14 protein-coding genes, 1 tRNA gene and 1 pseudogene are annotated in these 20006 nt (G+C 68.4%); 6 read left to right on the top strand and 10 right to left on the bottom strand.

What is annotated here, in order from left to right; all coding sequences use genetic code 11:
• Positions 1-8: 8 nt before the first annotated feature.
• Together serS and BDD16_RS12610 are read left to right on the top strand one after the other, a co-directional pair.
• Entirely contained in the window at positions 9-1313 is a 1305-nt protein-coding gene (gene serS / locus BDD16_RS12615) for a serine--tRNA ligase (protein ID WP_179634278.1), read from the top strand.
• 62 nt (positions 1314-1375) lie between these two features.
• A tRNA-Ser gene (locus tag BDD16_RS12610) sits at positions 1376-1463 on the top strand.
• 86 nt (positions 1464-1549) lie between these two features.
• Here BDD16_RS12610 and BDD16_RS12605 read toward each other — a convergent pair.
• The 4 genes from BDD16_RS12605 to BDD16_RS12590 form a co-directional block, all read right to left on the bottom strand.
• Positions 1550-1978 (bottom strand): c-type cytochrome, encoded by a 429-nt coding sequence (locus tag BDD16_RS12605; RefSeq protein ID WP_179634277.1) that lies wholly within the window; start codon positions 1976-1978, stop codon positions 1550-1552.
• A gap of 162 nt (positions 1979-2140) precedes the next feature.
• Entirely contained in the window at positions 2141-2497 is a 357-nt protein-coding gene (locus BDD16_RS12600) for an FKBP-type peptidyl-prolyl cis-trans isomerase (RefSeq protein ID WP_179634276.1), read from the bottom strand.
• 80 nt (positions 2498-2577) lie between these two features.
• Positions 2578-3501: a tRNA glutamyl-Q(34) synthetase GluQRS gene (gene gluQRS / locus BDD16_RS12595; protein ID WP_179634275.1), complete on the bottom strand. Its 924-nt coding sequence runs from the start codon at positions 3499-3501 to the stop codon at positions 2578-2580.
• Positions 3498-4466: a LysR substrate-binding domain-containing protein gene (locus BDD16_RS12590; protein WP_179634274.1), complete on the bottom strand. Its 969-nt coding sequence runs from the start codon at positions 4464-4466 to the stop codon at positions 3498-3500. Before BDD16_RS12590 ends, gluQRS begins: the two co-directional genes overlap by 4 nt.
• Before the next feature lie 117 nt (positions 4467-4583).
• Between BDD16_RS12590 and BDD16_RS12585 the strand changes: the two genes are divergently transcribed.
• Together BDD16_RS12585 and BDD16_RS12580 are read left to right on the top strand one after the other, a co-directional pair.
• Entirely contained in the window at positions 4584-5294 is a 711-nt protein-coding gene (locus tag BDD16_RS12585) for a pirin family protein (RefSeq protein WP_179634273.1), read from the top strand.
• Positions 5295-5329: 35 nt separating this feature from the next.
• Complete coding sequence (locus BDD16_RS12580) at positions 5330-6076, top strand: DUF599 domain-containing protein (RefSeq protein ID WP_179634272.1); 747 nt, start codon at positions 5330-5332, stop codon at positions 6074-6076.
• On the opposite strand, the gene BDD16_RS12575 is transcribed toward BDD16_RS12580, so the two are convergent.
• The 3 genes from BDD16_RS12575 to BDD16_RS12565 are packed head-to-tail and all read right to left on the bottom strand — an operon-like array spanning position 6033 to position 11493.
• Positions 6033-6815: a sulfurtransferase gene (locus BDD16_RS12575; protein WP_375139095.1), complete on the bottom strand. Its 783-nt coding sequence runs from the start codon at positions 6813-6815 to the stop codon at positions 6033-6035. The two genes, BDD16_RS12580 and BDD16_RS12575, sit on opposite strands and share 44 nt — an antisense overlap.
• Positions 6816-6859: 44 nt before the next feature.
• On the bottom strand, positions 6860-8446 hold the full coding sequence (locus tag BDD16_RS12570) for an OmpA family protein (protein WP_179634270.1): 1587 nt from the start codon (positions 8444-8446) through the stop codon (positions 6860-6862).
• A gap of 56 nt (positions 8447-8502) precedes the next feature.
• Positions 8503-11493 (bottom strand): tubulin-like doman-containing protein, encoded by a 2991-nt coding sequence (locus BDD16_RS12565; RefSeq protein ID WP_179634269.1) that lies wholly within the window; start codon positions 11491-11493, stop codon positions 8503-8505.
• 250 nt (positions 11494-11743) lie between these two features.
• On the opposite strand from BDD16_RS12565, the gene dnaE reads away from it, so the two are divergent.
• Both dnaE and BDD16_RS12555 read left to right on the top strand, forming a co-directional pair.
• Positions 11744-15322, top strand: a complete 3579-nt coding sequence (gene dnaE, locus BDD16_RS12560) for a DNA polymerase III subunit alpha (RefSeq protein WP_179634268.1) — start codon at positions 11744-11746, stop codon at positions 15320-15322.
• 98 nt (positions 15323-15420) lie between these two features.
• Complete coding sequence (locus tag BDD16_RS12555; protein ID WP_179634267.1) at positions 15421-16077, top strand: PEP-CTERM sorting domain-containing protein; 657 nt, start codon at positions 15421-15423, stop codon at positions 16075-16077.
• Positions 16078-16093: 16 nt separating this feature from the next.
• Here the strand turns inward: BDD16_RS12555 and BDD16_RS12550 are convergent, their stop codons facing one another.
• The 3 genes and pseudogenes from BDD16_RS12550 to BDD16_RS12540 form a co-directional block, all read right to left on the bottom strand.
• Positions 16094-17383 (bottom strand): TIGR03862 family flavoprotein, encoded by a 1290-nt coding sequence (locus tag BDD16_RS12550; protein ID WP_179634266.1) that lies wholly within the window; start codon positions 17381-17383, stop codon positions 16094-16096.
• A gap of 90 nt (positions 17384-17473) precedes the next feature.
• A pseudogene (gene tnpA, locus BDD16_RS12545) lies at positions 17474-17668 on the bottom strand (IS200/IS605 family transposase); the annotation flags it as partial.
• 28 nt (positions 17669-17696) lie between these two features.
• Positions 17697-19946: a hypothetical protein gene (locus BDD16_RS12540; RefSeq protein WP_179634265.1), complete on the bottom strand. Its 2250-nt coding sequence runs from the start codon at positions 19944-19946 to the stop codon at positions 17697-17699.
• Between the last annotated feature and the right edge of the window lie 60 nt (positions 19947-20006).

Here is a 20006-nt window from a genome sequence, read left to right as displayed (position 1 = left end):
GACTTTCCATGCTGGACATCACCCTGCTGCGCCGCGACCTGGACGGCGTCCTCGCCCGCCTGGCCACGCGCAAGAACCCGCAGCCCTTCCTCGACGCCGACACCTTCCGCGCGCTGGAAGCCGAGCGCAAGACCCTGCAGATCCGCACCGAGGAGCTGCAGTCGCGCCGCAACCAGCTCAGCAAGCAGATCGGCGGACTCAAGGCCAAGGGCCAGGACACCACCGCCGTGATGGCCGAAGTGGGCGGCATCGGCGACGAGATGAAGGCCGGCGGCGAGCGGCTGACGCAGATCCAGGCCGCGCTGGACGCGATGCTGCTGCACGTGCCCAACCTGCCCGCCGCCGATGTGCCGGTCGGCCCGGACGAACACGCCAACGTCGAGGTGCGCCGCTGGGGCACGCCGCGCGCGTTCGACTTCACGGTGAAGGACCACGTCGACCTGGGCGCGCCGCTGGGGCTGGATTTCGAGACGGGCGCCAAGCTGTCGGGTTCGCGCTTCACGTTCATGCAAGGCGCCGCTGCCCGACTGCACCGCGCCCTCGCCCAGTTCATGCTCGACGTGCAGACGACCGAGCACGGCTACACCGAGTGCTACACGCCCTACCTCGTGCAGGCCAAGGCGCTGCAGGGCACCGGCCAGCTGCCCAAGTTCGAGCAGGACCTGTTCCACGTCACCTCGGGTGATGGCGACGCGGCCGGCAGCAAGTGGTACCTGATCCCGACCTCGGAGGTGACGCTCACCAACGCGGTCGCCGAGACGGTGCTGGCGATCGACCAGCTCCCGATCAAGCTCACCGCACACAGCCCGTGTTTCCGCTCGGAAGCCGGTTCGGCAGGCCGTGACACGCGCGGCCTGATCCGCCAGCACCAGTTCGACAAGGTCGAGATGGTGCAGATCGTCCACCCCGAGCACAGCGAAGGCGCACTGGCGGAGATGGTCGGCCATGCGGAAGCGATCCTGCAGAAACTGGGCCTGCCCTACCGCGTGCTGCTGCTGTCCACGGGCGACATGGGCTTCGGCGCGGCCAAGACCTTCGACCTGGAAGTCTGGGTGCCGGCGCAGGGCACCTACCGCGAGATCAGCTCCTGCTCGAACTGCGAGGCCTTCCAGGCGCGGCGGATGCAGACACGCTTCAAGAACGCGCAGGGCAAGAACGAGTTCGTGCACACGCTGAACGGCTCGGGCCTGGCGGTGGGGCGCACGCTGGTGGCCGTGCTGGAGAACTGCCAGAACGCCGATGGCAGCATCACGGTGCCGGACGTGCTGCGTCCCTACATGGGCGGCGTCGAAGTGTTGCGACCCGCTTGCTGAACTGGCGAAAAGTTCGCTATACTTGCGGTCTTGCCTGAATTGACCCAGGCAAGCCACTTTCAGGAAGGGTGGCAGAGTGGTCGATTGTACTTGACTCGAAATCAAGCGTACGGAAACGTACCGAGGGTTCGAATCCCTCCCCTTCCGCCAATGAATGGAACAAGCCCGCTGCACCACAGCGGGCTTTTTTCATGGGCGCAATGACTGGTCGCGCCGTGCGCCTGCCGGCCTCGGCCCTACTTTTCCTGGAGACGGGCCAGATAGTCGACCAGTGCCTGCACGCGCTGCTGTGCATGCCGCTCGACCTGGCGTGCACCACGGACACCAGCGGTCCCGGCGTCCTTGCGGAAGACATCGCCCCAGATCGGCATCTCGCGCGAACCATGCGGACCGATCTCGGTGGAGGTGCGGCCGTCGATCACCTCCGCGACGCGGTCCCGCGGGAACACCTCGCCGTTGTGGCGCGCCAGCAGGGTCAGGTCCGGTGACGGCTTGACGAGGTAGCGGGTCAGCGGGCCATCCCCCTTGGCCGCCACGCCATGGCAACTCGCACAGCTGTTGTCGTACACCCGCTTGCCCAGGTCGAACCGCCCCTGCGCCACCGCCAGCGACGACACCAGCCAGACCCCCGTCAGAACCACGCACCGCGGCAACGTCACCCTCATGTCGATCTCCTCGGAGTAGGCCTCCGGGCGACCGCCCGAATGGCCCTTCCACGGTAGGGGCGTCTGCAGCGGTGGCGATTGAGTACTCGCAATGCACACGGAGCGGCGCCAGAAACGCCGACGCCCCACTGCAGGGGCGTCTTTGCCATTCAGCCGGGAGGCTCAGTACCCGAGGAAATCCACCTCGAACACCAGCGTCGCGTTCGGCGGAATCACGCCACCCGCACCACGCGCGCCATAGCCCAGGTTCGGCGGGATCAGCAGCACGCGGGTGCCGCCGACCTGCATGCCCTGCACGCCTTCGTCCCAGCCGCCGATGACCATGCCCGCGCCGAGCGCGAAGCGGAACGGCTGGCCGCGGTCCTTGCTGGAGTCGAACTTGCGGCCGCGGCCATCCGGCGCGGTGGTGTCGTGCAGCCAGCCGGTGTAGTGGACGCTGACCTGGCGGCCGGCGACGGCGGTATCACCGGTACCGACGACCGTGTCTTCGTACTGCAGACCCGAGGGGGTAGAAATCATGTGGAAACCTTTGCAAGGGTGGGAGAACAACAAAAGCGGGCGCGATCATGCCACCAGTTCCGGCCCGCGCCCATTCGTTGTCACACTTGACATCGAATGGTCCAGCGCGGAACCGCTGCGCGCAGGAATTGATCCACGTCATCACCGGCGGGTACCACCAAGTCCAGCGCCTGCGCAGCGGCCCGCAGCACCGCCAGGGGTCGCGCCGGGTCGATCGCCGCCGCGCCCGTCTGCTTGGAGAGCTTCTCGCCGTGTGCGTCCAGCACCAGCGGCGTGTGGCGGTAACGCGGGGTCGGCAGGCCCAGGCAGCGCTGCAGCCAGAGTTGTCGGGGCGTGTTGTCGGCCAGATCCTCGCCGCGCACGACGTGGGTGATGCCCTGCGCCGCGTCGTCGACCACCACCGCGAGCTGGTAGGCCCACAGCCCGTCCGCGCGGCGCAGCACGAAGTCGCCGACCTCGCGGGTGACGTTCTGGTGCTGCGGGCCGAGCCGGTCGTCGGTCCAGTCGATGCAGACGTCGGCCCCATCCGGCTGCACGGTCAGCAGCCGCACGGCACGCGCCTCGGCCCACGGGACCGGCTGCGCGCCGCCGGGGCGGCAGGTGCCGGGGTAGACCAGTTCACCGTGGCGGCTGCGGTCGTGCCCCGCAGCGGCCAGCGCCAGCGCGATCTCGCGGCGCGTGCAGCGGCAGCCGTAGGCCAGCCCGGCCGCGTGCAGCGTGTCCAGCGCGCGGGCATACAGATCGCCGCGGCGCGACTGCCAGACCGGCGGCGCATCCGGGTGCAGCCCGCAGGCGGCGAGCTGCCGCAGGATCTCCAGGTCCGCGCCGGGGATGCAGCGCGGCGTGTCCACATCCTCGATGCGCACCAGCCAGCGCCCGCCGTGCGCCCGCGCATCGAGCCACGAGGCCAGCGCGGCGACCATCGAGCCAGCGTGCAGCGGCCCGGTCGGCGACGGAGCGAAGCGGCCGACATAGCCGCCGCCCGCTGCGGGCGCGGCGCTCACAAGATCAGGCCAGCGTGCTGCTCCAGCAGCGCCTGGCGGGTGACGGGGCTCTCCAGTTGCTGCAGCCACCAGGCCAGCGCCCGGCCCATGCCCGGCCCGGCCCGCCACGCATACTGCAGATCGACGGTCGAGGTCATCCCCTCGGTGCGCTTGACCACCAGCCGCCCGGCGGCGACATGCGCGCGCAGCAGCGGCTCGGGCAGCCGGCCGCAGCCCAGGCCGCGGATCTGCGCCTCCAGCTTGGCCACCAGCGAGGGCACGGTCAGCACGTCCTGCCCCGGCTGGATGCCGAAGGTGTGGCGGTCCATGCGCTGTGCGGTGTCGGCCATCGCGATGATGCGGTGCTGCGCCACGGTCTGCATCGACAGCGGCTCGGGCAGCGGCGCCAGCGGGTGGTGCGGTGCCACCGCCAGCAGCATCTCCAGCGTGCCCAGCGGCGCGCACTCCAGCCCCTGCGGCAGGCTGGGCGATCCGGCCAGCCCGATGGCCAGATCGACCTGCCCGGTGGTGAGCGCCTCGACCGTGCCGGCCATCACCTCGTTGCGCAGCTTCAGCCGCGTCGGCAGCGGGCCGGCGTCGGGCGACTCGGTGCAGCGCAGCGCGTAGAAGGCCTCGATCAGGTCGAAGATCGCCCGCGGCGCCACGATGTTGTCCACCGCGATCGCCAGCGTCGTCTCCCAGCCGGTGGCCACGCGCTGCACGCGGTTGGCCACGGCGTCCATCTGCGCGAGCAGGCGGCGGCCTTCGTGCAGCAGCTCGGTGCCGGCCGCGGTGGGCTGCGCCTGGCGCGAGCTGCGGTCGAACAGCAGCACGTCGAGCGATTCCTCCAGCTGCCGCACGCTGTAGGTCAGCGCCGAAGGCACCTTGCCCAGCTCGCGCGCGGCGGCGGCGAAACTGCCGGTGCGGGCGATGGTGTCCATCATCTCCAGCGCTTCGGGGGTCAGGGCGTGGCGGCGGTCGGTCATCGGCGGCGGGGCGCACAGGCGCTCGGGTTCAAGTCTTTTGAATGATGCCATCACGCCGCCGCCGCCCTGACCGAACCCCGGGCGCGCATCATGGACACCTCGACCAAAGGCCCCACCATGATCACCCTGCGCCCCTCCCTGGCCCGTGGCCACGCCCAGCACGGCTGGCTCGACAGCTTCCACAGCTTCTCCTTCGCCGACTACTTCGACCCGGCGCACATGGGCTGGGGCAACCTGCGCGTGATCAACGACGACCGCGTCGCCGGCCAGCGCGGCTTCGGCACCCACGGCCACCGCGACATGGAGATCGTCACCTACATGCTGGCCGGCGAGCTGACCCACCGCGACAGCCTGGGCCACGGCGCGGCCATCCGCCCCGGCGAGGTCCAGCGCATGAGCGCCGGCACCGGCGTGCGCCACAGCGAGATGAACCAGGGCACCGAGACCGCCCACCTGCTGCAGATCTGGCTGCTGCCGGCAGCACGTGACCTGCCGCCAAGCTATGACCAGCAGGTCATCTCGCCCGCCGACAAGCGGGGCCGCCTGCACCTCGTCGGCGCGCCGGTCGGTGCAGCAGACGCCGCGCAGGCCACGCTGCAGCTCAATGCGGATGCGCGCCTGTGGGCCGGCCAGTTCGACGGCGACGAGGCGGCGACGCTCGCGCTCGACCCCGCCCGCAAGGCCTATGTCCACCTCGCCTGCGGCCGGCTCACGGTCAACGGCCACGCGCTGGCAGCCGGCGACGCGCTGCTGCTGGCGCAGGAATCCGCGCTGGCGATCGGCCAGGGCGACGGCGCCGAGGTGCTGGTCTTCGACCTGGAAGCCTGATCCGCCGGATCGCCCGGCCGCGCTACAGTCCCGCCATGGACTTCCTGATGCGCGTGATCCGGGTATTGCCGCTGGCCGACTGGCTGGCGCTGCTGACGTTCTTCACCGGCTGGATCGGCTACGTCCGCTTCGCCAAGACGCGGGCGCAGCACCGGCCGTCGGTGCTGGCCGCCACCAACCGCCTGCGCCTGGACTGGATGCACGAGGCCACCTTCCGCGACAACCGGATCGTGGACGCCGCCGTCTCGCAGAGCATGGCCTCCAGCCCGAGCTTCTTCGCCTCGACGACGATCTTCATCATCGGCGGCCTGATCGCGGCGATCGGTGCCGGGGACAAGACCGCCGAGATGGTGCACGACCTGCCCTTCACCACCCCGACGACCACGCTGGTGCTCGACCTGAAGCTGCTGGTGCTGACCGGCATCTTCGTGCATGCGTTCTTCCGCTTCACGTGGTCGATGCGGCAGTACAGCTTCGGTGCGCTGCTGATCGGCGCCACCCCGTCGTCGAAGGATTTCGAGGCCGCGGCCGATGCCACGCTGCGCCGCCGCCACGCCAACCGGGCCGGGCGGGTGCTCGGCCTGGCCGCCGAGACCTTCAACGACGGGCTGCGGGCGGTCTACCTGAGCTTCGCGGCGGTGCTGTGGTTCCTGTCACCGCTGGCCTTCGTGGTCGGCACGGCGCTGGTGATTGCGGTGCTCTACCGGCGCGAGTTCCACTCCGACGTGCTGGCGCAGCTCAACGAGCCGATGGAGTCGCTGCATCCGCCCGCAGCGGGGTGAGTTGCGCGCCGAGCGCCTCGCGCTCGTCGAAGACGAAGCAGCCGCCCTGCCAGCCGGGCGCGCCGTCGGTTTCCTCGAAGTACTTCAGGATGCCGCCTTCGAGCTGGTAGACGTGGTCGAGGCCGATGTCCTGCAGGTAGATCGCCGCCTTCTCGCAGCGGATGCCGCCGGTGCAGAAGCTCACGATGGTCTTGCCGGTCAGGTCGTCGCGGTGGTCCAGCACGGCCTGCGGGAACTCGCTGAACTTCGTGATGCGCCAGTCGATCGCGCCGGCGAAGGTGCCGTGGTCGATCTCGAAGGCATTGCGCGTGTCGAGCGTGACGACCGGGCGCCCCTCGTCGTCCTGTCCCTGCGCCAGCCAGCGCGCCAGCACCGCCGGCGCCACGCTCGGCGCACGGCCCGCCTCGGGGCGGATGCTCGGGTGGTTCATGCGGATGATCTCGCGCTTGACCTTGACCTTCAGGCGCAGGAACGGCGTCGCCGCGCTCCAGCTTTCCTTGGGCGCCAGATCGGCGAAGCGCGCATCGGCCCGCAGGTAGTCGACGAAGGCACGCACGCCCTCGGCGGGCCCCGCCAGGAAGAGGTTGATGCCCTCCTCGGCCAGCAGGATGGTGCCCTTGAGGTGGTTCGCCGCGGCGTTGCCCTGCAACTGGGCCCGCAAGGCCTCGGGATCGGCCAGCGTGACGAACTTGTAGGTGGAGATGTTGAGGATGGGAAGGGAGGTATTCACGGCACCGATTGTAGAAAGTCCGGCGCCGGACACCCCCCGGTTACATCAACCCCTCAGGGCGCCGAAGCGGCTCCGCCGACCATGGCGACCTGCCCGGTGCCCGAAATGCACTTGAACGGCGCAGGCTGGCGCACCGCCGCATCGGACACCCAGACCTCGACCCGGCGGTCACGGGCCACATCATCCGCACCGGTCGCGGGCGCCGGCGCGAAGCGGCCGACACCACGCACGACGCGGACCTGCACGCCCTGCGCCGTCAGCGCATCGGCCACGCTGGCGGCACGCCTGTCCGACAGCGCCCGGTTGGCGCAGAAACCACCCGGATCGTTGGCCACACCCACCACCACCACCGAGACCGGCTTGCCCGCGGTCTGCTCCTTGAGCTGGCGCGCCAGGCGATCGACATCGACATGGGCCACCGCGTCGAGGTCGGCCGATTCGGCGGCAAACCCGATGCGCCCGGTCATCAGCTGCGCGCCGCGGGTCAGCGCGACGTAGTCCTTGGGCAGCTTCACGGCCGCACCCGCCGTCAGCGGACCGGCGTTCGTCTGATCGACCAGCACCGGCAACGCGCTGGCCAGCCCGCTGCTGCGCAGCTTCGTCTGCGCGACCGGACCGGCCAGGAACTGGGCATAGCGCAGCGCCACCGGCGACGACGCGACCGGCATCTGCATCACCAGCCGGTGCGTCAGCGGATAGCGCTCGGTCGCGACCGACTCCGGCGTGGGTTGCCAGACCGAGCCGATCGAGTCGACCACCGCCAGCACCTTGGCCGCGCCGACGGCCGACAGCGGCACCAGTCCCAGCGCATGCTCGTCGGCGCCGACGGCGGCGACCAGGGCCGCGTCGGAGGCATGGCGCTGCAGATCCGCACCAGCGCTCGCATCCCCGAGCACCTGGTGCCACACCAGATTCCAGCTGTCGGACGCCTCGTTGCGCACGTTCACCCGGACCGGACCGGCGGGGCCGCCCAGGCGGGTGCCATCGACCACCCGGCCCGAGAGCAGCTCGCGCAACTGCGCGAGACTGACGCGGTCCATGGGATTGCCCGGGTGCACGATCACCGCGAGGGCGTCCATGCCGACCAGCACCTGGTTGTCTTTCAGGTCCGCGCCCGAGGTGGACGAGACACGGCGCAGGCTGGCGTCGTTCGGCGCAGCAGAACCACCGTCGAACGCGAGCCGGATGTCCTGGCGCAGACCGCCAGGACGCCGGGCGGAAACCAGCACGGCGCCACGCGGATCCGGCGGGCTGCGGTGGACTTCCACGTGGCCCTCCTGCGTCAGGAACGTCTCCATCAGCTCGCCGCTCAGCACCGGGCCGAGGACGTCCATGCCGTGCAGCGCGAAGACGTTGGGCGTGCCGACCCCGGGCGGTTCGGATTCGAGCGCCGAGGCGGCCTGTGCCACCGCCAGCGCGGCCGGCGACATCCCCGCTGCGGCGCCCACGGACTGCTCCGCCTCCGGCGTGCTGTGGGGCCACCAGTTCCAGCCAGCCCCCAGCGCCAGCGCCACAGCCAGCGACGAAGCCGCCCAGCGCGCGGCGCCCGCGCCCTTGCCGGCCCCGGTGCCATCGCCGATCGGCAGCAGGGCCGCGCCACAGGTGGGGCAGCGGGTGTCCTGGTCGGGACAGGGCAGCACGGCCCGGGCCGCTGCCTGGCTACAGGCGGCGGGCAGATTGGTACACACACCTCGACTCATTGCACGGATTCCTGTCTGGCCAGTTTCATGGCGGCACGGGCCGCCTCGTTCCATTCGCGACTGACGGTGTCGCGCTGTTCGGGCGGCGCCTGGTTGCGCAGCAGATCGATGCGCTGGCGCATGGCGTCGCGCAATGCGGTCTGGACTGCGGGCTGCTGCATGTCGCGCGCCTGCAATCTCACGGTCACCTCGTCATGCAGACCGTGGAGCACCCGCTCGCGCGCCTGCTCCACCGCGTCGAGCGGCCCGCGGCCCAGACACAGGCGGTCCAGCTCGAAGCCGTCCTCGTCCAGGCGGACATGCAGCAGCACCGGCTCGGCGCTGACGGGGTCGATGTCCTCGCGCAACAGGCCAAAGGCCTCGGCCAGCAGCACCACGGTACGGGCGCGGGCCTTCTGCGCCTGTACGTCGGCGGCCAGCAGTTCGGGCAAGGCAGCCTCGTCATCCAGTTGCAGCCAGAGTGCGGCGCGGCCGGCCTGCAGCCGGTGGGCTTCGTGGCGCAGGTGCAGCTCCTGCACCCGCGGCAGCGCCTGCAGGGGCAGGCCCCGCACCATGCGCAACAGCACCAGTTCGCCCTGGCCCTCCGGCAGCTCCTGCACCAGCGGCTGCAGGCGGTTGATGCGGTGGATCAGCTCCGCCACGCCTGGCAGCGCTGGCACCACGCGGGTCACCGGGCGCAGGACCACGGTCTGCTCGCCATCGGTCTCCGGATCGTCCGGGGCGGATCCGGTCGCCTCGGCCACCGCCTCCTCCCCATCGGGCTCCTCCACCGGATCCGGCCTCGGCGGTGCCGGCACACGCAGCAGTTCGCCCTGCGCCACACGGCCTGCAGCCACCGCCGGCAGCCAGGCCAGCCCGATGCTGGCGCGGGTCTGCAGCGTGGCGAGGTCGCGCGCCGCGGCATCCGATTCGCCATGCAGTCGCATCACCCAGGCATCCCAGGCCGCCGACACCACCGGCTGCAGGGCGACCGGCGGCAGCCGCTTCGCGCAGGCCGCCAGCAACGCGTCGCAGGTCTCCTGCTCGCCGATGCGCTGCGCGAAGATGCGGAAATTGGCCTGTTCGCCCAGTTGCGCGAACAGACCGGCCCGCAGCACGCGCAGGTGCTCGCGCTGCACGGACTCGCGCGTGACGAGCTGGGTGCGCCAGTGGGCCAGCAGTTCGCGGGTATCGAGCCGGCCGTCCGCGTCGGCCGCGTTGAGCGGCGGCAGTGTCGCGGTGGCGGCGACGTCGGTTTCCTCGGCCAGCGTCGCCACGGCCATCTCGCCACCGTCGACCATGCCCTGCAGCGTGGTCAGCTGCGACTGCACCTCGGCCAGCAAGCGCAGGCTCAGCGTGATCGCGCTGGAGCGGGTGCGGGCCAGTGCGTATTCGCGCAGCAGTGCGGTCGCCTCGGACAGGTCGCGCTCGCGCACGCCGCGCAGCAGCCCGAGCGCCTGCAGCGGGCCGCTCGCGGCCTGCTCCAGCGCGTCGAGCTGGCGGTTCAGCACGGTGGCCTGGGTCTCCAGCCCGTGCTGCTCCTGGCGCAGCGGCTCGATCCGGTCGGCCAGATCGGCCAGCACGGCCGCCAGCAGCTGCCCGCACTCGTGCAGCGCGCGGCGGCCCTGGCGCCAGTCGTCCCAGAGGCTGTTCTCGACCCGCTGGCGCACCACCACCGCGCGGCGGCGCAGCGTGTGGTCGGGCTGGTCGAACACGGCCTCGATGCCCTGGCCGCGGAAGCGTTCGGACAGGCCCTGGTCGAAGAGCCGCCGCAGCTCGTTGATGCGGCGCGAGGGCGCCACCAGCGCGATCAGCCCGACAAAGTGGGTCTCCAGCATCTGCCATTCCTGCTCGATCGACAGGCTCGGCAGCGTGTCGCCATCGATTTCCGGCAGCGGCACGGCGAGCTGGAAATGCGCGTCGCTCAGGCCCCAGGCGTTCATCAGCTCGGCCAGCGACTCGTGCCCGGTCACCCGCGGATGCGTGACGAAGCCCAGGCCGGCGCGCCAGTGGTTGTAGCGCAGCTGGGCCAGCAGCCGCAGCATCAGCTCGTGGCTCAGGTGGGCGCGCACGGCATGGCGGTCCGCCGCCCGCTCGGCCAGCCCGAAGGCCGCGAACTCGCCGGCACGGACCGCACCCTGCGCACGCACCGGCGCCGGTGCCGGCAAGGCCAGCGGATCCGTGGCCTCGGCCATGCGGTGGAACAGCCAGTCCGCCAGCCGGTGCTCCCGGCCCGCGGCATCGAAGGGCTGCAGGCCGCGCTCGTCGGTCATCGCGCCCAGGAAACACAGCTCGAACAGCCCCGACTGCGCGGCGACCTGCAACTCGCGCAGCGCCGCGTAGGCCTGGACCTCGGCCAGCGGCGCCGGGTACAGGCCGGCGCTGTCATGGTCGGGCAACTCGACGTGGACCTGCACCACGCAGCGCGGCGCGGGCGGATGCCGGTGCAGCAGCGCGAGCATGTCCAGCAGCAAGGCAGCACCGGTCGTCCCGCCCAGGTGGGCCACGACGTGGATGGTGAGCGCCTTGTCGGCGGTGCGCGCCTGCAAGGCCTGCACCGCCGCGTCGACGGCGCAGCGCACGCGCGCCTGGTGCAGCGCCAGCAGCAGCCGGCCGAGCCGGCGTGTCGGCCAGCCCGGCAGGCGCTCGCCGACTTGCGACAGCGGCGCGTCGAAGGCGCCGAGCTGCTGCAGGCGGGCGGCCCAGCCCTGGCCGTCCGGTGCCACGGTGGAGCGCAACTCGGTGCGGGCCTGCAGCAGGGACGTCAGCGCCTCGGTGTCGGCGCCCAGCAGGACACGCTGGGACACAGGCGGCATGGAACACACGCCCAGCACGCGCCAGCCGGGCGCGCTGTCGGCCAGCGCGCGGGCATCGGTGTCCAGCAGAACCACCTCGATGGCTGGCCGGCGGCTGGCCGGCGCTCCTTCCAGCCGGGACTGCAGACGCTGCTGCAGCGCCTGCCAGACCCGGACACCGGCTCCCCCGAGCCCGAGAAACAAATGGTTCATTGAATGGTCATGCCTTGAATACAGGTCGTCCGTGTCGCTGCGTTCCGCAATCGGCAGCGACGTGTGCATATGGTGTGGGCGTTCAGCCGATCAACTTACCCTGATCGGTCCCGGAATGCACCGGAAACAGAGGGGTGAAAGCGGCGTCATTTTGCGATATTCTCAATTCTGGACGCGCGCGTTAAACGGCACTTTGCGGCACATCCAGCACATGCGATCTGGAGGCGGCACGGCTGCCTACAATTCCCGCATGAACTTCGTCCACCTGCGCACCCACACCGAGTACTCCGTCGTCGATGGCACCCTGCGGATCGATGACGCGGTCAAGGCCGCAGCCAAGGACGGCCAGGCCGCCATGGCCATCACCGACCTGTCCAATCTCTTCGGTGCCATCAAGTTCTACAACGCCGCCCGCAAGAAGGGCGTGCAGCCGCTGCTCGGCACCGATGTCTGGCTCGAACCCGAAGGCCCGGCCACCGCGGGCGATGCGCGGCCCCCATCCCGGCTGCTGCTGCTGGTGCAGAACCGGCAGGGCTACCTGAACCTGTGCGAGCTGCTCTCAAGGGCCTGGATCACCAACGTGCAGCGCAACAACCAGGCCTGGGTGAAGTGGGCCTGGCTGGAGGAGCTGGGCGAGGGCCTGATCGTGCTGTCCGGCGGCGTGATGGGCTGCGTGGGGCAGGCGCTGGCGATGGGGGATCAGCCCCGGGCGCGCGATCTGGCGAAGCGGCTGGCGGCGATGTTCCCGACGCGCTTCTACCTGGAGGTGCAGCGCGCCCAGTTGCCCGGCCACGAAGCCAACGTGCGCGCCACGGTGCCACTGGCGGCGAAGCTCAAGCTGCCAGTGGTCGCCACGCACCCGGTGCAGTTCCTGGAAGCCGATGATTTCGACGCCCACGAGGCGCGTGTCTGCGTGGCCGAAGGCGACACGATCGGCAACCCGAAGCGGGTCAAGCGCTTCAGCCGCGACCAGCATTTCAAGACGCAAGCCGAGATGGCTGCCCTCTTCGCCGACCTGCCCGGCGCGCTGGAGAACACGGCAGAGATCGCCCGGCGCTGCAGCCTGACGCTGGTGCTGGGCAAGCCGCAGCTGCCGAACTTCCCGACGCCGCTGCTGGCCGACGGCACGCCGATGCCGATGGCCGACTACTTCCGCCAGCTCTCCTTCGAGGGCCTGGAAGACCGCCTGAAGCTGCTCTACCCGAACGTGGCCAGGCGCGACACGGAACGCCCGCGCTACGTCGAGCGGCTGGAATTCGAGCTGACGACGATCCTGAAGATGGGCTTCCCCGGCTACTTCCTGATCGTGTCGGACTTCATCCGCTGGGCCAAGGCCAACGGCTGCCCGGTCGGCCCAGGGCGGGGGTCCGGCGCCGGCTCGCTGGTTGCCTACGCGCTGTCGATCACCGACCTCGACCCGCTGCAATACAACCTGCTGTTCGAGCGCTTCCTGAACCCCGAGCGCGTGTCGATGCCCGACTTCGACATCGACTTCTGCCAAGGCAACCGCGACCGTGTCATCGACTATGTCAAGGAGCGCTACGGCCGCCCGGCGGTGAGCCAGATCGCCACCTTCGGCACGATGGCCGCCAAGGCCGCGCTGCGCGACATCGGCCGCGTGCTGGGCATGGGCTACGGCCACGTGGACTCGATCGCCAAGCTGATCCCCGCCCCGCCGGGCAAGTCGGTGACGCTGGCCCGCGTGCCGGACGAGCCGGACAGCGGCGTCATCTACGCGCGCAAGGAAGCGCCCGAGCTGGAGGAGCGCGAGAAGAACGAGGAAGAGGTGGCCGAGCTGCTGAGCCTGGCCATGCGCGTCGAAGGCATGGTGCGCAACATCGGCATGCACGCGGGCGGCGTGCTGATCGCCCCCGGCAAGATCACCGACTTCTGCCCGCAGTACCAGCAGCCCGGCAGCGACTCCGCGGTCAGCCAGTACGACAAGGACGACGTGGAGGCGATCGGCCTCGTGAAGTTCGACTTCCTGGGGCTGGCGACGCTGACGATCCTCGAACTCGCCAAGGAGTTCATCGTCACCCGCCACGAGCACCGCAAGGACTTCGCCTTCGAGACCATCCCGCTGGACGATGCGGCCGTCTACAAGCTGTTCTCCGACGGGCTGACCGAGGCGGTGTTCCAGTTCGAATCGGGCGGGATGCAGCGGATGCTGCGCGACGCCAAGCCGAGCCGGCTGGAAGACCTGATCGCGCTGAACGCCCTGTACCGCCCGGGCCCGATGGACCTGATCCCCAGCTTCGTGGCGCGCAAGCACGGCCGCGAGGTGGTCGAGTACCCGCACCCGCTGGTGGAGAAGGTGCTCGCCGAGACCTACGGGATCATGGTCTACCAGGAACAGGTGATGCAGACCGCGCAGGTGCTGGGCGGCTACTCGCTGGGTGGTGCGGACATGCTGCGCCGCGCGATGGGCAAGAAGAAGGCCGACGAGATGGCCACCCACCGCGCCATCTTCCGCAAGGGCGCGGCCGAGAAGGACATCAGCCAGGACAAGGCCGACGAGGTCTTCGACCTGATGGAGAAGTTCGCGGGCTACGGCTTCAACAAGTCGCACGCCGCCGCCTACTCGCTCTTGGCGTACCACACCGGCTGGATCAAGGTCCACCACACGGCCGAGTTCTTCGCGGCCAACATGACCATCGAACTCGACGACACCGACAAGCTCAAGGTGTTGCGCGACGACGCGATGAAGAACTTCGGGATCGCGTTTGAAGCGCCCGACATCAACCTCGGCGTCTACCGCTTCGAGCCGGCGCCGGGCAAGGCGGGCAACAAGCTGATCCGCTACGGGCTGGGCGCCGTCAAGGGCACGGGCCAGGGCGCGATCGAGGCCATCATCCGGGCGCGCACCGAGGGCGGGCCGTTCCGCTCGCTGTTCGATTTCGCGGCGCGTGTGGACCGCAAGAGCCTCAACAAGCGCGTGATCGAGGCGCTGATCAAGGCGGGCGCCTTCGACAAGCTGCACCCGCTCGGTCTGGACGGCCGGGCGCAACTGCTCGCCAGCGTCAGCCTCGCGCTCGAATACGCCGATTCACAGGCGGCGCACGCGGACCAGGTCGGCCTGTTCGATTTCGGTGGCGCGGACGACGACCACGGCAGCTCGACCCGCGAGCCGGACTATCCCGTCGTCGAGACCTGGGACGTGAAGACCCGGCTCACGCACGAGAAGGTCGCGCTGGGCTACTACTTCTCGGGCCACCTGTTCGACCAGGTGGAAGCCGAGGTGCGCCAGTTCGCCCGCCGCCGCATCGAGGACCTCAGCGACAGCCGCGACCCGCAGACACTGGCTGGCATCGTCACCGACCTGCGCATCGTCAACGGCCAGCGCGGCAAGGTGGCGATCTTCAAGCTCGACGACAAGACCGGCGCGGTCGAGTCGGTCGTCGCCGAAGACCTGCTGAACGCCAACCTCGCGCTGCTGAAAGACGACGAGCTGCTCATCCTCACCGGCAAGGCGCAGCCGGACCGCTTCAGCGGCGGCGTACGCTTCAACGTGCAGCAGATCACCGACCTCGCCACGGCGCGCAGCCAGCGGGCGCGGCACCTGCTCGTCCCGGTGACGGACACGCTGCCGGCGTTCGACGCGCTGCTGGCCGAGCACCCGGCGCGCCCGGCGCCGCCCTCCGAGTTCGGCGAAGACACGCGCCCACAAGGCGTCAACGTGCGGCTGCGCATCCAGCGCGAGACGGCCACGGGGGATGTGGACCTCGGCGACGCGGTGCGCTTTTTCCCGAGTGACGCTGCGCTGGCGTGGTGGAAGGCGCAGACACGCGGCGCGGCGCGGATGGTCTACCACGACGAAGCCGCCACTTGAACCCCTCTGCCCAAGGGGATGGTTCGCCGGCCTTGGATGGTTAAAGTGAAAAAGTTCCCTCTTCACTGCATCCACACAAGTCCCCTTCGAGGTTTCCCATGAACATCCGCCCTCTGATCTCCAGCAGTCTGCTGGCCGTGCTGGCCCTGAGTTCCACGCACAGCCATGCCTTGGCTGTGCAATCCGAATGCACGTCGCTCACATCCGCCAGCGGCGTGACGATCGAGGAATGCGCTTGGAGTGACGGCTTCGGCATGGGGGCGTCATACGGGATCTACAACTACTCGCAAGAGGCCATCACCGCCTTTGCCGTCAGCACCACGGCGCCAGCCAACGCCGAAGCGTGGTCGGAGTATTTCACCTGGAGCAAGGTGTACGTGTCGGAGGCCACCTGGAACAGCACCCAGAACCTCAGCGCCATCGGACAGTTTTCCGCCGTCTTCGGCACCGAGGAACACGCTGCGTTCCTGTACTGGAACGGCACGGCAGACAGCGCCGGATTGCCCGTCAACATCACCGGCGAGGATGCACTCGCGGCCGGTCAAGTGCATGGCGGCTACTTCGGATTTTCGGGCGGCTACCCGGCCTCGGAGTTCATCTCCTTCTCTGGCACCACCGCCGGCGGCCTGGGCGGCCTGACGCCCCTCGCGGGCAGCTTCATGAACGTCAGCGCCGTGCCAGAGCCAGCCTCGATGGCGCTGATGCTGGCGGGTCTTGGTGTGGTGGGGTCCGTGGCGCGCCGTCGGCGCGCCTGACCGCCCGCCCGGTCCTTCAGCCCTTGTTCGCCAGCAAGGCCAATGCGCCCTGGCCTGCTACCCGGCCACTGGCGAAACACGCGGTCAGCAGGTAGCCGCCGGTCGGCGCTTCCCAGTCGAGCATCTCGCCGGCGCAGAACACACCCGGCAGCGCGGACAGCATCAGCCCCGCGTCCATCGCCTCCAGCCGTACGCCGCCCGCGCTGCTGATCGCCTCGTCGATCGGGCGCGGGGCGGTCAGGCGCAGCGGCAGCGCCTTGATGCGGCCAGAGAGCGCGGCCGGATCGGCACACAGCGCGGTCCACTGCGCCGCGTCCAGCCCCTCGCGCAGCAGCGCCGCCTTCACGCCGGTCAGCCCCACCTGTTCCTTCAGGTGGTTGGGCATCGAGCGGGCGCCGCGGCCCTTGGCGAGCGCGGTGGTCAGCGTCGGCAAGTCCTTGGCGGGCAGCAGGTCGAGGTGCAGGTCGGCGTGGCCGTTCGCCGCGATCTCGTCGCGCAGCAGCGCGGACGCCGCGTAGACGAGGTTGCCTTCGATGCCGTTGGCGCTGACCACGGCTTCACCCAGGCGGCTGAAATGGTGGCCGAGGCGGTCGGTGAAGGTCAGGCGCACGCCCTTGAGCGGCGCGCCGGCCTGCTTGCCCTTGAGGTGTTCGCTCCAGGCGATGTCGAAGCCGCAGTTGGACGGCACGAGCGGGCGCACGTCCACGCCCTGCCCCGCCAGCCACGGCTGCCACGCGCCGTCCGAGCCAAGCCGCGCCCAGCTCGCGCCGCCGAGGGCGAGCACGACGGCGTCGGCGTGGACGGTCTTCGTGCCGCTCGGGGTGTCGAACTGCAGCGTCCAGCGGGCGGAATCGGGGCTGGCGTCGGCGGGTGCGGGTGTCAGCGCGCCATTCCAGCGGTGGCGCATGTGCAGCGTCAGGCCCGCGGCACGCAGCCGGTGCAGCCACGCGCGCAGCAGCGGCGCGGCCTTCATCTCGGCGGGGAAGACCTTGCCGGAGCTGCCGACGAAGGTGCTGATGCCCAGCTCGGCGGCCCAGGCGCGCAGGCCGTCGGCGTCGAGTCGGTCGAGCCAGGCGGAGACTTCGGGCTGGCGCTCGGCGTAGCGGGCGCGGAAGGTGGTGGCGGGTTCGCTGTGGGTGAGGTTCAGGCCGCCCTTGCCGGCGAGCAGGAACTTGCGGCCGACGGAGGGCATGGCGTCGTACAGCGTGACGCGGGCGCCGCCGGCGAGGAGGGTTTCGCAGGCCATGAGGCCGGCGGGGCCGGCGCCGATGACGGCGATGTGGAGGGGAACGGAGGAGGCAGACATCCGAGCGAGTTTAGCCGGAAGCCATCAAACAAAATACCCTCGCGTCCAGAAATACCGCCCACAGTACCTCTTCTTGATCTACGGATACTACTCAGACAGATTCGCTGCCGTTCGCCCCTTGATTCGCCTCATGATTTCGCTCAGCGCCATACTCGGTGGACAGCTCACCAGAATATGCACATGTTCCTTGCTCACCACGCCTTTCACAATGCGAATCTCGAAGGCATCACAGGTCTCTCGCACTAAATCTCGTACTCGTTCTGCGACATCCACGGCGATCACAGTGCTGCTGAACTTGCGTGATACATGTTCTTCACTGCGTGGTCGACAACACGTGAAGTGTGGTCATGCCGTCGCCCATACCACCCGATCGGCGGATCTGATTCATCAAAGTGGTATCGAAGGTAGCTGTGGAATAGGCGGTAGTACCCGGCTCGATCCGGCTGAGTTGGAAGCGTGCCATGCAGGCCTCGTCGGCCTGCGCGCAGCCGATGAGATAGGCGTCGACCACGCTACCGGGCCTCAGGAGAGCATCAAAGGTCGTCGGTGAGAGGGCTTGGCCGCGCGGCCCCGCTGCCGAGAAGGTATCAATGTCCAGTCGAAGCAGGGGTGCATCAGGCTCGGTATCGACGAGAAGCCTGCCGGTGACATCCTCTTTGAAACGGACGGATGCTCCGTCCACGACATACAGCATGCCGGACCGTCGGGACGACAACTCCTTGCTTGTCAGACAACACTCGGGCGTCCAAAGGCCGTCATAGGCTTGTACCCGCGCGACCACTGGCGAGTATGTAACCGGCGGGGTATCGATCAACCCCTGCACCGGGTAAATGCTGTCGTGATGCTGATCCCAGGTGTTGGAGATGAACGTCCCCAGAGCAGTGAGGAAGCGAGTATAGAACTGCGCTGCCGTGGGCGGCGCACTCTGGGTCACCGATGACAGCGCTAACTGGTATGCCAAACCAGTGCGTTGAGCTGCGGCACCCGAAGCCAAGCAAGCGCTGTTATCAGATGCCTTGACCACGGCCGCCGTCGCGCACTGGATGCCAAACTGTACGGAGGCTTGGGCGTATGCAATAGCCGCGGCCCTCAGCGTCGCCAAAGCATCAGGAAGCTGATTTGCCGCTTTGATCCATGCATCACCTAATCTCACTATTTCTATTTCGCTGGCCTGCAAAGGGCTGTTACTTGTCAGATAGTTGTAGAGGGCTTCAAATGCGGCTTGCACTTCACGAACACCCGAGGGCGCACTCGCCGTAGCAGCGCGGTTGTCAGGCGCGAGCAGCCACTGCTTGGCGAAAGCTTCGATGGCCGGTCCAAAAGCATTGAGCGTGCGTTCACGATCAAGGGTGGATGGCACCGCCAGCCGAACCGCGTCAATCTGCATGAATGGAAATATCTGCTTCCGGCCTGCCGTCGATCCCAACAGCGTGCGCAGCACTTGGTACTCGAAAGTCAAGTTTGATACTTCCGGTGCCTTCAAGACTGCCCCCAGCTTCGCCCATTGGATACCAATCACCGAATCGACGAGTTCCTGTATGCTGCCGTCAGCAATACCCTGGGTTTCTGGAAAAGAGGCAATTCCCCCGCCCGACCACAATGTAGAGATTTCGCTCTTGAGTTTGCGCTCCAGCGCCTGTTGCAACTGTGTTGCATCGACCTGCGGCGTGAAGTGCTTCCAGTTGCGGCCAAGGTTGACGCCTGCTAGTTCATCGGCCCAGGCATCGGCGCTGGCAGGGTGACTCACGGCAACGGGGCGTATATCACCCATGAAACTTGAAGACAAAGACGTGTCCGATCCTGTCAGACACGTGGGGCGCACGCTACCATTGCCACCTAGTCGCAGCGATTGCACATCGCAGGCCAGCGAGACACTACCGACTGAGCCGCCCACCGCGCGCGCCAATTCTGCCTGCCCCACTAGCGATGCGGTCTGGGTTAGCAATTTTGATATAGCTTGCACACCTCCTTGAATCGTCGCCCGCGTCAAAGTCGTAGTCCCATTCAGCAAGGTCGACAAATTACCTGCTCCGATAAGGTTGATCACCTGTTTTTGCAGCGCAGCCTCTGTTTCAGCAAAGCGACCCGCAGCCAAGGCATTTCTCGCTGATTGTGCAGTGCCAAGCACGTTAAAAAGCAGTTCCGTTTCATTGTGTGATAGTGCCGACGCCTGCGCACTGCTCAATGGCGAGACCAAGATTGGGCCATCGGGATGGCTGCTCAAAGCAGCATACAGAACTGAAACCTGCGTATTGTCCGCAGAGGGAACCTCCACGCGCACCATGACCGGATAGGACAATCCCTCGGCAGACACGGAAAAACCGCCATCTGATCTGGTAGTGCCTGTCTTGGTTTGGCCGTTTGCGTCTTTCACCGTCAGCGATGCTGCCGACAGCGGGGTCGCAATACTTGCTGTGCCGGCCAGTGCCGGACCGCTCTGCGGCGATTCACTGTTGTCCTGACTGCTACCGCCGCCGCATGCAGTTAGAAAAGACAGAAGGGAGGCTATTGCGCATAAGCGTCGAAAAACAGATCCGGAGGATTTAACGAAATTATTGGTCATTTTGGCTGGTCCACTCGGGCGTGAAAGTTGCGCGAAACAAATATGTAATTAATTTATGCC

It is taken from the genome of Sphaerotilus montanus, assembly GCF_013410775.1.
GTDB classification, from domain to species: Bacteria; Pseudomonadota; Gammaproteobacteria; order Burkholderiales; family Burkholderiaceae_C; genus Sphaerotilus; species Sphaerotilus montanus.
Note: the sequence above shows the minus strand (reverse complement) of the source record. Positions and strands in the feature narration are given on the sequence as shown.